Annotated in this window: 10 protein-coding genes and 1 pseudogene; 6 read left to right on the top strand and 5 right to left on the bottom strand. The window is 72.4% G+C overall.

Annotation, left to right across the window (positions count from 1 at the left end):
• Positions 1-45: 45 nt before the first annotated feature.
• Positions 46-579 (bottom strand): VOC family protein, encoded by a 534-nt coding sequence (locus ACWDVW_RS30495; RefSeq protein WP_449955844.1) that lies wholly within the window; start codon positions 577-579, stop codon positions 46-48.
• Between the two features lie 50 nt (positions 580-629).
• On the opposite strand from ACWDVW_RS30495, the gene ACWDVW_RS30490 reads away from it, so the two are divergent.
• The 3 genes and pseudogenes from ACWDVW_RS30490 to ACWDVW_RS30480 all read left to right on the top strand — a co-directional run bounded on the left by ACWDVW_RS30490 (position 630) and on the right by ACWDVW_RS30480 (position 5,846).
• Positions 630-1,091 (top strand): MarR family winged helix-turn-helix transcriptional regulator, encoded by a 462-nt coding sequence (locus ACWDVW_RS30490; protein ID WP_449955842.1) that lies wholly within the window; start codon positions 630-632, stop codon positions 1,089-1,091.
• Between the two features lie 68 nt (positions 1,092-1,159).
• Positions 1,160-2,083: pseudogene (locus ACWDVW_RS30485) on the top strand (tetratricopeptide repeat protein); the annotation flags it as partial.
• A 1,534-nt stretch (positions 2,084-3,617) separates the two neighbouring features.
• Entirely contained in the window at positions 3,618-5,846 is a 2,229-nt protein-coding gene (locus ACWDVW_RS30480) for a HelD family protein (protein WP_449955884.1), read from the top strand.
• Between the two features lie 217 nt (positions 5,847-6,063).
• Here ACWDVW_RS30480 and ACWDVW_RS30475 read toward each other — a convergent pair whose 3' ends face one another.
• Positions 6,064-6,465, bottom strand: coding sequence for a hypothetical protein (locus ACWDVW_RS30475; RefSeq protein ID WP_350695477.1), 402 nt, complete (start codon positions 6,463-6,465; stop codon positions 6,064-6,066).
• Between the two features lie 404 nt (positions 6,466-6,869).
• Between ACWDVW_RS30475 and ACWDVW_RS30470 the strand changes: the two genes are divergently transcribed.
• Positions 6,870-7,253: a hypothetical protein gene (locus tag ACWDVW_RS30470; RefSeq protein ID WP_131051311.1), complete on the top strand. Its 384-nt coding sequence runs from the start codon at positions 6,870-6,872 to the stop codon at positions 7,251-7,253.
• 107 nt (positions 7,254-7,360) lie between these two features.
• Here ACWDVW_RS30470 and ACWDVW_RS30465 read toward each other — a convergent pair whose 3' ends face one another.
• Positions 7,361-8,455, bottom strand: a complete 1,095-nt coding sequence (locus tag ACWDVW_RS30465; protein ID WP_449955839.1) for a sporulation protein — start codon at positions 8,453-8,455, stop codon at positions 7,361-7,363.
• Positions 8,456-8,635: 180 nt separating this feature from the next.
• Here ACWDVW_RS30465 and ACWDVW_RS30460 point away from each other — a divergent pair, with 180 nt between their 5' ends.
• Positions 8,636-8,866: a hypothetical protein gene (locus ACWDVW_RS30460; protein WP_449955836.1), complete on the top strand. Its 231-nt coding sequence runs from the start codon at positions 8,636-8,638 to the stop codon at positions 8,864-8,866.
• Between the two features lie 226 nt (positions 8,867-9,092).
• Here ACWDVW_RS30460 and ACWDVW_RS30455 read toward each other — a convergent pair whose 3' ends face one another.
• Entirely contained in the window at positions 9,093-10,469 is a 1,377-nt protein-coding gene (locus ACWDVW_RS30455) for a cellulase family glycosylhydrolase (protein WP_449955834.1), read from the bottom strand.
• Positions 10,470-10,833: 364 nt separating this feature from the next.
• Between ACWDVW_RS30455 and ACWDVW_RS30450 the strand changes: the two genes are divergently transcribed.
• The gene (locus ACWDVW_RS30450) at positions 10,834-11,796 is read left to right on the top strand and encodes a TIGR03557 family F420-dependent LLM class oxidoreductase (RefSeq protein ID WP_449955832.1); all 963 of its coding nucleotides are present in this window, start codon (positions 10,834-10,836) and stop codon (positions 11,794-11,796) included.
• A 276-nt stretch (positions 11,797-12,072) separates the two neighbouring features.
• Here ACWDVW_RS30450 and ACWDVW_RS30445 read toward each other — a convergent pair whose 3' ends face one another.
• Positions 12,073-12,861 carry a hypothetical protein gene (locus tag ACWDVW_RS30445; RefSeq protein WP_449955830.1) on the bottom strand — a complete coding sequence of 263 codons (789 nt, stop codon included), beginning with the start codon at positions 12,859-12,861 and terminating at the stop codon, positions 12,073-12,075.
• Positions 12,862-13,386: the final 525 nt, after the last annotated feature.

Here is a 13,386-nt window from a genome sequence, read left to right as displayed (position 1 = left end):
CTCGACAGCCGGGCGCGATCGGCGCGCCCTGCGGGGCGGGACGGGTCAGTGCGACGAGGCGGCGGGGACGGAGATGCCGATGCCGCCCCGGGTGTCGCCGCCGTACCGGCTGATCTCGGCGGCCAGGTCGAGACGGCCGATCCGGGTACGGGCGTCGAGCGCGGCATCGTCCAGCCGGTCGGCCGGCACCAGCCAGACCACCTCGAACTCCAGCCCGTCCGGGTCCTGTCCGTAGAGGCTCTTGGTGGTGCCGTGGTCGGAGGTGCCGACCAGCGCACCGGCCCCGGCCAGGCGGCGCGCGGTGGCGGCCAGATCGTCGAGCGTGTCCACCTCCCAGGCCAGGTGGTAGAGGCCGACGGTGGCCCGACCGGCGGTCGACCGGCCGGCTCCCGCGCCGATCTCGAAGAGGCCGAGGTCGTGGTCGTTGGTGGAGTCGGGTGCCTGGAGGAAGGCAGCGCCCCGGAACCCCTCCGGGGTCATCGGCACCCGGCGGAAGCCGAGCACGTCGCGATAGAAGGCGACGCTGCGCTCCAGGTCACTGACGTAGAGGACGGCGTGGTTGAGGCGATGGATTCCCATGTCACCGAGGCTAGCGCGTTTTAGTTGAGCGTTCAACTAATGCCGCTATGATGGCGGTCATGACCCGCTGGCTGGACCCGGACGAGCAGCGCACCTGGCGAGCGTTCCTGACCGCCTCCCGGGCGTTGATGGAGACGCTCGACCGCGAGCTGCAACGTGACGCCGGGATGCCGCACGCGTACTACGAGATCCTGGTCCGGCTCTCCGAGGCGCCGGAGCGTCGGCTGCGGATGAGCGAACTCGCCGAGGCCAGCGGCTCCTCCCGCAGCCGGCTCTCGCACGCGGTGGCCCGCCTGGAGGCGGCCGGCTGGGTCCGCCGGGAGGACTGCCCGACCGACCGGCGCGGGCAGATCGCCCTGCTCACCGACGACGGCTTCGCCGCCCTGGCCGCCGCCGCGCCCGGCCACGTCGAGGGGGTACGCCGCCACCTCTTCGACGCGCTCAGCCCCGCCCAGGTCGACCAGTTACGCCGGATCAGCGAGGCGCTGGCCGATCGCCTGACCCAGCCCTGACCGGATCCTGACCGAACCACTCCGGCGCGGGTCTTGTACATACCGTCGTCGGGTGAGCACGATGGGGCGTGCCCTCCGGCTTCGGTGAACTGACTGATCAGGCGCACGACCTGGTCTCCTCCGGCGATCTCGCCGGTGCCCAGCGGCTCCTCGCCGACGCGCTGACCGGCGCCGACCCGCGCCCGGCCAACGCGACACCCGAGATGGCCGAGGCGGCCGGCCTGCACGCGCGGGTGCTGGTCGCCCTCGGCGAACCGCACTCGGCACGAGGCTGGGCCGCGTACGCGTACGCCGCCACCACCCGCCTGCACGGCCGACCCGACCCGCGTACGGTCGCCGCCGCCGCCACCCTCGCGGCGGTGCTGCACCGGGTGGGCAGTTGGTCCCGGGCCGCCCGGCTGTACCAGGAAGTCATCATCGAACTGACCGCCTCGGACGGGCCGGAGTCCCTGCGGGTGCTCGCCGCACACGCCGACCTGGCCACCGTGGAGTACGCCCGGGGCCAGTGCCAGGTGGCCCGCGACCGTCTCCAGGACGCCTGGGAGCTGCACCGCGAGGTGTACGGCGACGGGCATCCCAGCGGCATCAAGATGCTCGCCCGGCTCGGCGCGATGCAACGCGACTGTGGGCAGTTCACCGAGGCGCAGGACCACCTCGCGCTGGCCCGGGAACTCGCCCGTCGACACCTCGCCCCGGACGACCCGCTGACCGCCCAGGTGGCGTCGTTGTCCCGGGCCGCCGCCAACCCCGACCACGTCTGCGCCGACACCCCGCCGGTGGGCGCGGAGGGCTCCGTCGTACCGGCCGCCCGGACCCCGTCGCAGGGCGACGCCCCGCCCAGCGGCGACTGGGCGGCCCAGAGCGCCACCGCCGCCCCGGCCGCCTGGCCCGACCACGACTCCGACGACCGGCCGGACGACCCGCGAACGGACTGGGACGGGACCGACCCGAACTGGCCGCCCACCGCCACCCCACCGGCACCGACCTGGAGTGCGGCACCGGCTCCGGAGGCGTCGGGGGCCGACCCGACGTGGCCCGCGACCCCCGACGCCGGGGCCGCGCCGACCTGGACGGGGTCGTCGACCTCCGGGGCCGGGGCCACGCCGACCTGGACCGGGTCTCCGGCTGCCGACTCGGGGGCCACGCCGACCTGGGCGGCGGCCGGTCCGGCGGGGTCGGGTGCGGCCGGTTGGCCCGACCCGCACGACGCCGATCGGGACTGGCCCACGGACACCCCTGGTCAGACCGGTTGGCCCACGGACGGCACCGGCCAGGCGGGCTGGCCCACGGACGCGCCCGGCCAGGCGGGCTGGCCGGCGGACGGCGCAGGAGACGGCACGTGGCCGACGGGTGCCGGTGACGCCGGCACGCCGATGGGCACCACCGGTGCGGGCGCGTGGCCCACCGGCGCGTCGTGGCCGGCGGCGAGCGACCCGGATCCCGGGTACGCCGGGGAGCAGCACCCGCCCGAGGGCTACCACCCCGGTCAGGGCCACCAGACCGGTCAGCCCGCCGGGGCGGCGTCGCCGGTGCCCACCCCCCGGCAGCCGGTGGACGGTCCGGCCGGTCCACCGCAGGACTGGTGGACCGGGCAACCGACCGATTCGCCCTCCCCCGACCCCGCCCACCCGGCCCGGCCCGGCCCGACGCCGACGCCGACGCCGACGGCCGAGTCGAGCGGGGCGGCCGTACCGCCGAGCGTGATGGGTCTGACCGGTCCGGCGCCGCAGGCACCCGGGGTCTACCGGCTGCGCCGGCTGGAACCGGAACGCACCGGTCCGTCGTCCCGGCTGCTCCCGGTGCCGGTACCCCGGACGCCGGCCGCGCCCTCCCCCCGACCGAACCGGTTGGTGCCGATCATCGCGGCGGGTGTGGTCGTGGTGCTGCTCGGCGCCGCCGCGGTGATCGCCGGGGTGTCCCGGGTCGACGGTCCGGGCGAACCCGGCTCCCCCACCGCCGGGGAGACCCCGAGCGGGGCGGCGCCCCCGTCCGCGTCGGCACCGGAGGCGCCGCCGGCCTCGCCCGGCGCGCCGCCCACCGAACTCTCGCTGCGCGACAACCGGGACAGCGTCACGTTGAACTGGACCTACCCGGCCGGGGCGGAGGGACCGGTGATCATCTCGGGTGGTCGGACCGGGCAGCCGAAGAACCCCTTCGCCGACCTGCCCGCCGGCACCGACAGTTTCGTGGTCTACGGCCTCAACCGCAGCCTCGACTACTGCTTCACGGTCGCGGTCGCCTGGTCCACCGACACGGTCGCGCGGTCCGACGAGGTCTGCACCGAACGCCGGTGACCACACCGCCCGGAGTCGGGGCGCGCGCGTCGCACACGGGGGTGTGACGGGGCTCGACCGCCTTGGCTCCGGCGGTCGTCGCGGGGTATCTTCGGCAGTTCAGGCAACAAAAAAGAACGGCTCGAAAAGCCGTTCCTAACCGAACTCTAACCCACCGGGAGACGGATTGTCAAGGCACTCCGGCGGTTCGCCGTCCGACGACGAGATCGGCCGCGAGCAGGAGTACGTCTCGATGCTCTACCACCGCCTCGACGACCTGCGGGACCAGGCGTCACGGCGGCTGACCGAGGAGCTGCGGGCGGCGGGCGGCACACTCCAGGCCCGTTCCCAGCGCGACAGCGCGGTCCGCATGTACGCCGAACAGGTCGAGCAGTTCGCGGCGGTGGAGAACGGTCTCTGCTTCGGTCGGCTCGACACCGACGACGGCGAGCGCCACTACATCGGCCGGATCGGCATCTTCGACACCGACGGCGACTACGACCCGCTGCTGATGGACTGGCGGGCCCCGGCCGCCCGCGCCTTTTACCTCGCCACCGCCGCCAACCCGCAGGGCATCCGGCGGCGGCGTCACCTGCGTACCCGGCAGCGCAAGGTGGTCGCTCTCAACGACGAGGTGCTGGACCTGAACACCGCCTCCCCCACCGCCCACGAGGAGCTGACCGGCGAGGCGTCGCTGCTGGCCGCGCTCAACGCCGGGCGTACCGGCCGGATGCGCGACATCGTCGAGACCATCCAGGCCGAACAGGACCGGATCATCCGCTCCGACCTGTCCGGCATGCTGGTGGTGCAGGGCGGCCCCGGCACCGGCAAGACCGCGGTGGCGCTGCACCGGGCCGCGTACCTGCTCTACACGCACCGCCGGGAACTCTCCACCCGGGGCGTACTGCTGGTCGGCCCGAACGTCACCTTCCTGCGCTACATCTCGCAGGTGCTGCCGGCGCTGGCCGAGACCGGCGTGCTGCTGCGTACCCAGGGGGACCTCTTCCCCGGCGTGAGCGCCCGGCGCGCGGAGCCGGCCACCACCGCAGCCCTCAAGGGCCGGTCGGTGATGACCGAGGTGCTGGCCAACGCGGTACGCGACCGGCAGCGGGTGCCCGACGAGCCGCTGGAGATCGAGCTGCCGCAGCAGGAGGTCCTCCTGCTCGACCCGGCGACCGTCCGGACCGCCCGGGACCGCGTCCGCCACAGCGACCGCCCGCACAACCTGGCCCGCGCCCTCTTCGACGTCGAGATCATCCACGCCCTGGCCGACCAGATCGCCGAACGGATCGGTGCCGACCCGCTCGGCGGGGACAACCTGCTCGAAGAGGCCGACCGCGCCGAGATCCGCCGGGAACTGCGCGAGGAACCGGAGATCACCGCCGCGCTGGACGAGCTGTGGCCGGTCCTCACCCCGCAACGCCTGCTCGCCGACCTGTACGCCGACACCGACCGCATCGCCACCGCCGCGCCGATGCTCACCGCCGACGAACGGGCCGCCCTGCACCGCGAGCCCGGCGGCTGGACCCCGGCCGACGTGCCGCTGCTGGACGAGGCGGCGGAACTGCTCGGTGAGGACGACCGGGCCGCCGCCGCCCGCCGGGAACGCATCCGGGCCATGGAACGCGAGTACGCCGAGGGCGTGCTGGAGATCGCCCGGGGCTCCCGGTCCATCGACGTCGAGGACGAGGCCGACGGTGGCGAGATCCTCGGCGTGACCGACCTGCTCGACGCCGACCGGCTGCTGGAACGGCAGGAGGAGGCCGACCGCCTGACCACCGCCCAGCGCGCCGCCGCCGACCGGTCCTGGGCGTTCGGCCACGTCATCGTCGACGAGGCGCAGGAACTGTCCCCGATGGCCTGGCGACTGCTGATGCGCCGGTGCCCGAGCCGCTCCATGACGATCGTCGGCGACGTGGCCCAGACCGGGGCCCTGGCCGGCACCCCGTCCTGGTCGGAGGCGCTGGCCCCGTACGTGGCCGACCGGTGGCGGCTCACCGAGTTGACCGTCAGCTACCGCACCCCCGCCGAGATCATGGAGGTGGCTGCCCGCGTACTCGCCGAGATCGACCCGAACCTGCGCCCACCCCGGGCCGTACGCGCCAGCGGCTTCCCGCCCGCCGCGCGGAACGTACCGGCGGACCGGCTGGCGGCGGAGCTGGTCGAGGTCGCCACCGACGAGGCCGCCGGGCTCACCGACGGACGGCTCGGAGTGATCGTGCCGGCCGGTCGCGTCGACGACCTCGGCACCGCGCTCACCACCGCGCTGCCCGAGGCGGCCGTCGGCGAGCAGCCCGACCTGGAGAACCGGGTCGTGGTGCTGACCGTCGCCGAGGCCAAGGGCCTGGAGTTCGACTCGGTGATCGTGGTCGACCCGGACCGCATCGTCGCCGAGTCACCCCGTGGGCGCAGCGACCTCTATGTGGCCCTCACCCGCGCCACCCAACGCCTCACCACCCTCACCCCCACCCCCACCGCCTGACCCCCGACCGCACCGCCCCGCCCCGCCCTGCCCTGCCCGGGAGACGCTGCGCCGATCATGGAGTTGTGGCGGAGGTTTGGGCCGTTTGTGCGGCTTATGCCCCAGCCACAAGTCCATGATCGGCGGGGGTGTGCGGGGCGAGGACGGGTGGGGCGGGGACGGGTGGGGAACGAGGACGGCCCGGCCCTCGTGAGGGCCGGGCCGGTGGGTGGGTGGGTCAGTCGAAGCTGCCCACGTGGGTGGCGGGAGTGGACTGGTCGCTGGTGCTGCCGCCGGACGGGGTGCTCATCCCGCCGGTGGTGGCGTCACCGGTGGTGGTCGGCGCCACCTTGCCCCGGTGCCGCTCCGGCTGACGGGCCACCCGACGGGCGCTGGCCGGTCCGGCCGTACCGCCCGTCGTGGTGAGTGCGCCCTGCCCCCGCGTGGGACCGCCGTCACGCAGCACGGTGGGATCGATCGGCACGTGCGCCGGATCGTCCCGGTCGTCGCGCTGGATGGCACTCTCCACATCGGTGGGCGGCACGGTCACCTCGTCCACGGCGCCCTCGCCGTACACGCCGCCGGCGATCCGTTCCTCGGCCCGGCGGGCGGCGTCCTGTCGCATGTCGTCCTCACGCACGATCCATCACCTCGCAGAAGCGTCGGTCCTGATGGCGTGCCCGGTGACCGGCCCGGCAAACCCGCACCACCTCTCTACCGGGCAGGGGGCGTGCTCTCTACCGGGCAGGGGGCGTGCTCTCTACCGGGCAGGGGGCGTGATGTGGAGAGCGGCTCCAACCGGGCCCGGGGCCCGGTGTGGAGAGGGTCGGAACGGGACATCCGACTCGTGGGGGCGAGATGTCCCCCCACCCGGCAGGTATCCCCGGGCGGGACGGATTCGGCCAGGTGGCGGGGTGTTACTGCCCCCCGGCGGCGGGGTAGACGGCGGGTGCCCCCGCCATGTGCGCGAACCGTGCCGTGGCCGACACGCGGTAGCGGGGCGAGGGCCGCAGGTGACGACTCATCACATCCTGAGGAGGACAGATGAGCACGCAGGCTGCATCCACCAGGCCGATGAACCGTCCGGCGCAGGACGCCCAGAACCGGCAGGCCATGCAAGAGGCCGCCACCCGCCCGATGCCGATGATGCACGACGGGCACCGGGAGGAGATGCCGTCTCCGGGTACGGAGACCAAGCAGTCGTTCCTGACGACGGAGTTCTGGATCTACGCGGCAGCCGTCACCCTCGTGGTGATCTCTGCCTTCTGGCGCGGGACCACCGCGAACGGCCTGAACCTGAACAACCCCGGTCAGGCGTGGTTCTTCATCACGCTGCTGACCATCGGTTACCTGGGTAGCCGTGGTCTGGCCAAGGCCGGTAGCCAGCGGCGTTCGGCCGCGGAGCGCAAGCAGCGCGGGCGGCGCTGACCCCTTGCGTGCGGTGGCCCTCCGGGAAGTCTCCCGGAGGGCCACCGTCCTGTCTCGCCACGTCCCGCCGCGCGGGGCGAGGCTTGGGAACTGCGCGGGGCGAGGCTCTAGAACTCCTCGAAGCCGCCGAAGTCGCCGCCGCCGTCGAAGTCGCCGAAGTCACCGGCCGCCTCGGTGACCTCTTCCTCGGCACCGTCGAAGGCGTTGCCGATCATGTGACCGGCGAGCATGCCGCCTGCCGCGCCGAGCGCCGCACCGGCGACCACACCGCCCATGCCGACCCCGCCCCGCCGCTGCTGCGGGCCGTACTTGTTCGGGGCGCCGTAGCCCGGCTGACCGTACCCCTGTGGGCCGTAGCCCTGCGGACCGTAGCCGGGCGCACCGTAACCCTGCGGCGCGCCGTAGCCCTGGGGGCCGAACGCCTGGGCCCGCAGCGCCCCGAACCGCCCGATGGTCTCCTGGATCCAGCCGTCGACCGTCTCCACCCAGTCGGACCGCTCGGCGTCGGAGTGGGCCACCTGGTATCGGCCGAACACGTCCTGTCCGGGTGCGAGGAATCCGCCCCGCTTGTCGCACTCGAGCACCACGTCCACGCCGTGCGGGTTGGCCACGAACGTCACTTCGAGTTCGTTGACGGTCTGCGCGTACTGCGGCGCGGCGAAGAACTCGATCTCCTGATAGAACGGCAGCGTCTGGCGTACGCCCTGGATCATGCCGCGCTCCAGGTCGGCCTTCTTGAAGCGGAAGCCGAGTTGGAGGAACGCCTCCAGGATCCGCTCCTGCACCGGCAGCGGGTGCACGTTGATCTCGTCCAGGTCGCCCTTGTCGACCGCCTTGGCGATCGCCAGCTCGGTACGCAGACCCATCGACATGCCGTGCAGCCGCTGGCCGTACAGCCCGGTGATGGGGGTCTCCCACGGCACCGGAAGCTGGAACGGGATGGACAGCGCCTGCTTCGCGGCGAGCTGGAGCGGGCCGCTGACGACCTGCCGGTGGAACTCCATCACCCCGGCCTGCTCACCGACCTCGACCCGGGTGACCAGGCCGATGACGATCTGCTCGATGCTCGCCGCCGCCTCCCCGCCGAGCAGGTTGACCTGACCGTCGAGGGCCAGCCCGGGCCTGGTGTTCGGGTTGGCCAGGACGGTGTCCACACTCGGACCGCCCACGCCCAACGCGCTCAACATCTTCTTGAAGACCATTCAGTTCTCCTGCGGGGTCTGGTGCCCGGGCTCCCTTTAGGAACGGACGCTGACGGCGGCACCGTATCGGGCGGCCCTGAAAGGTCGCTGGGAGAATCTGCGCAGAATTCCTCTCGCACGGATGTCGAGGACCGGCTCGGCGGCTTCGACCAGAGGACGTGGGCACCGACAATGGTGCCCGTGGCCGTCGCGATGGTGCACGGCCCCGAGGCCGGTCTGACGGCCCTGGCCGCGCTGGACGGTGAAGCCCGTCTGGCCGGTCACCACCGTCTCCCCGCCGCCCGCGCCCACGTGTACGAGATGGCCGGTGACCCCGAGCGCGCGGTCGACCAGTACCGGTGCGCCGCCGGCCTGACCGCCAGTCTGCCGGAGCAGCGTTACCTGCTGATGCGCGCCGCCCGCCTGGCCTGAGCCCGAACCGCGCGATCGCCCGCTGGCTCCTGTCCGCCTCGCCGGTCTGCCGCTGTCGGTAGATGTCCCGTCGGCCCCCTTTGCTCTGCGTCAACCGACGCAACGGTTCGGACGCCACATCCGTGCGTGGGGTGAAGCAGTGCAAAGGCGGCGTGGTGGACGACCGGCGGGGCGCCCCGGGTGGCCGGGCCCGCGTCGGGCCCGGCCACCCTCAGGGGTACGGTCGTCAGCTCGCGGTGCAGGTCACCGCAGGAGCCGGGTTGCTTCCGGTCCAGCTGCCGATGAAGCCGAAGCTGGTGCTGGCACCGGCCCCGAGCTGGCCGTTGTAGGACACGTTGCGAGCGGTCACGGCGGTACCGCTGCTGGTGACCGTGGCGTTCCAGGACTGGCTCACCGACTGGCCACTGGCGAACGTCCAGCGCACCGTCCAGCCCGTGATGGCCCGGCTGCCGGCGGTCACCCGGACGTCGCCCTGGAAGCCGCCCTGCCACTGACCGGTGATCGCGTACGTCGCCGTGCAGCCTGCTCCCGGCGGAGGGGTCGTCGGCGGAGGCGTGGTCGGCGGGGGCGTCGTGGGCGGAGGCGTGGTCGGCGGAGGCGTGGTCGGCGGCGGCGTGCCGCCGAAGACGCTGGCCTCCCGGGCGGTCTGCCGGATGCCGTTGGTGCCGTTGAACAGGCGCTGACCCCAGGTGGTCAACTGGTTCGGGTTGAACGAGGTGGCCATGTCGAGGTACTCCACGCCACCGCCGTTGCCGCTCCACGACCAGCCCAGCCAGCCGATGCCGTTGGCCTGCGTGTAGGAGAGGATGGCGTCCTCGTCGGGGTCGCCGTCGGAGTGGTAGTGGCCGAACTCGCCGACCACGATCGGCAGGCCCCGGCTGCGGAAGCGGCCAAGGTAGTCGCTGATCTCGGCAGCGGTGTCGAAGACGCCGTACATGTGGATCGAGAAGACGGTGTTGCGGGCCGGGTCGGCGTTGAACACGGTCGGCGCGCTGTCCCGCATGGTGAAGGACCAGTCCTGGCCCCAGTTCGGGCCGTCCACCATGATGGTGTGCGCGAGGCCCGCGGTACGCAGCCGCCGGATCGCGTTCGACGTGTCGGTGGCCCAGGACGAGTAGTTCTGGTTGCCGTACGGCTCGTTGCCGATGTTGACGATCACGTACCGTTCCTGGCCGTTGAGCGCGCTGGCGATGCTCAGCCAGTAGTCGACCGCCTGGTTGAGGGTGGCGGCGCCGCTCTGCTCGCCGTACCCGGTGGTGTCGTGCACCTCCAGGACGCAGATCAGCCGGTTGGTCTTGCAGAGCTGGATCACGTTCGACACGTCGTCGGCGCTGTTTCGGGTCCACCGGTCCCCGCTGGACAGCACCACCCGGACGGTGTTCGCGCCGAGCGCCTTGACGTTGGCGAAGGAACTGGTCTGGTTGGCGTACCAGGTGTGCGCGTGGTTGACGCCGCGCATGATGAACTCGTTGCCGTTGGCGTCGTACAGCTTGCCGCCGCTGACGGTGAAGCCGGTGGCGGCGTGCGCCGACGGGCCGAAGGCGAACACTGCGGCGACGGTCGCCAGCAGCACGGCGCCGACGGCCCCGAAAAGTCTTTTCATCGATTCCTCGCAGGAGTTCTCTCCCCCGTGCCCAGGAGGGATTGCGGTGAGTGGCAGGTGCGGCGGCTGTGCCCGGCAGCCGCACGGCGAGAGGCCCGGCGAGGCAGGCATCAGCGTAGGCCGATGGAGCGTCGGAAGCAACCGGTTCAGTAGGTCGGCCGACGGCCGGCGACCCGTGACGGCCCGGTTTCTGGTGGACCGTCACGGGCCGACCATCCCCACCACAGGACGGGCCCCAGGCCGATGCTGAACCGGTTCAGGTAACGGTAGGCAGCCTCCGGAGAGCTCGTCAAGCGTCGATGAGGGTTGACCCATCCGGGCCCGGGTATCCGCAAACGGACCGCCGGGGAGCGAAGGAGACAGCATGGTCAGCATCGGATACACGTTGATGTGCGAACAGGCAGGCCCCAAGGAACTCGTCGACTACGCGGTACGGGCCGAGGCAGCCGGTTTCGACCAGCTCGTCATGTCCGACCACTACTACCCCTGGCTGGAGTCGCAGGGCCACTCGCCGTACGCCTGGTCGGTGCTGGGCGCGGTCGCCCACGCCACCTCCCGCGCGGAGCTGATGTCGTTCGTGACCTGCCCGATCCGCCGCTACCACCCGGCCGTGGTGGCGCAGAAGGCCGCCACCGTCGGGCTCCTCTCCGACGGGCGGTTCACCCTCGGCCTGGGCGCCGGGGAGAACCTCAACGAGCACGTGGTGGGCGCCTGGCCGCACGTGCAGCAACGGCACGAGATGTTCGAGGAGGCGTTGCAGATCATCCGGCCGCTACTCAACGGCGAGACGCTGACCTTCTCCGGCAACCACTACGACGTGCCCGACGCGTACCTGTGGGACCGACCCGACACGCCGGTGCCGATGGCGGTGGCCGCGTCCGGACGGCAGTCGGCCACCCTGGCCGCCGAGTACGCCGACGGCATGATCGCCACCGAGCCGCAGGCCCGCCTGGTGGAGATGTACGAGGAGGCCGGTGGCGCCGGACGACCCCGCTACGGTCAGGTGGCCATCTGCTATGGCCCGGACGAGGCCGAGTGCCGCAAGATCGCGCACGACCAGTTCCGCTGGTTCGGGCTCGGCTGGAAGGTCAACGCCGAACTGCCCGACACCGACGCGTTCGAGGCCGCCTCGCAGTCCGTACGCGAAGAGGACGTGGCCGCCGGCATCTCCTGCGGCCCGGACGTGGACAAGCACGTGGCCGCGTTCAAGAAGTTCGTCGACGCCGGCTTCACGCACGTGGCGCTGGTGCAGGTCGGCGGCGACCGCCAACCGATGTTCCTCGACTGGGCGCAGGAGCAGTTGCTGCCCCGGCTGCGCGAACTGTGACCGGCAGGATGTGAGCCATGCGTATCGGCAACACGGAGATCCGACCGGCGGGCGGCGGTCTCGGCTGCCTCCTGATGATCCTCTTCTCGATCGTCGCCTCGATCGTGCTGACCGTCCTGCTCAACCTGCTCCTCTGACAGCTTCCTCGTCCCGGCCGGGGCGCGGATGTAAGGACGGGTCCCCTGCTATACACGAGGCGTTAGTAGGGGACCCCTCCTTACACCCGGGCGCCGCCGAAAGTCTGCTCGCGCGGATGTTGCCGGTTCGCTCGTGTGGTCAGCGGCGCAGGCCGAGGCCGGCCAGGACCTCGCGGGTGGCGTGGCCGATCGGCTCCAGGACGCCGCGACGCAGCCAGCCGACCGTCGTCTGCCAGACGGCGCCGACCGCCCGGCAGACGGGCAGCAGCAGGTGCGTCCACACCCACAGCCCGGCCCGGAACACCGGGCGCAGCGTCCACACCCAGCACCAGCGGAGGATGCGCCCCGCCGTACGCCAGGCCCAGCCCAGCACAGCGGCGAGCAGCCCGGCCAACGCCGCGAGCCATCGGCCCAGCAGTCGGGCGGGCGGAGTGAGCACCCGTACGGTCCAGACCAGCGGCACCCACACCAGGTAGTACGACGGCACCAGCACGACGACCCGTACCAGCCAGGCCAGCCCCCGGCCGCACCAACGCAGCAGCCGGGCGAACACCTGACCGCACCAGCGCAGGGGTGGCCGCAGTACGCCGTACCAGACCTCGACGAGGCGACGCCACAGCCAGGTCGACGGAGTCCGGACCAGGGTGTGCCAGAGCCATCCGAAGACCCGCAGCGTCCAGAGCAGCGGAATCCAGACCAGGTGACGCAGCAGCCAGCGGATCGGACGCCACACACACCGGTCGAGGACCCACACGGTCGGCGCGATCACCCACCGGTGCAGCAGCCCGGCGACGGCGACCAGCAACTCCCAGGCCAACCGGAACGGCAGCACCACCACCAGCGCGACGCCTCGCGCGGCGACCGCTCCGGCTGACAGCGCCTCGGGCTCAGCCTCGCGCGCACGTCGGGGCGGTGACGAGTCGATCACGGCCACACCGTAGCCGCGTCGTGCCAGCCACCCCGGCACCGTAGCTCGCCCCTTCCTTGTGGATGAAGTTCCGCACCAGCTCACCCCGACCGGCACCGCGTCCACACCACCCGCCCGCTCGCGACGGACTCCTCCCACTCCACCAGCTCCCACCACCCCGGTGTTCGCCCAGGTGGGTGCGTGCCGGGGCGGACGTACTCCCGACGGACCCTGCCCACCGGGGATGACCAAGGAGTTTGTGCCTCCGTCCAATCCTTCCGTGACCAAAACTTCTTGATCAACGCAGGCGGGGGCGGGGTGCGGTGCGGTCGGACGGGGGCGCGGTGCGGTCGGGCGAGGTCGGGCGGGGCCAGGCACGGTCGGGCGCGGCGCGTCGGCGCGGTCAGTGGCCCGGCTGCTCAGGCATGGTGCAAGATCCGCGCAACTTCAATGAAGTAGTTCCATCCTGTTTGGGCTGGTCGGGGGGTGTTGACTGTGGGGTTGGTGGTGGTGGGTGGGCTGGTGGTGGGGTGGGTGATCTTCGGG

It is taken from the genome of Micromonospora sp. NPDC003241 (genome assembly GCF_053589795.1).
The sequence above is the reverse complement of the archived record's forward strand: the minus strand, read 5'-3'. Positions and strand labels throughout refer to the sequence as shown.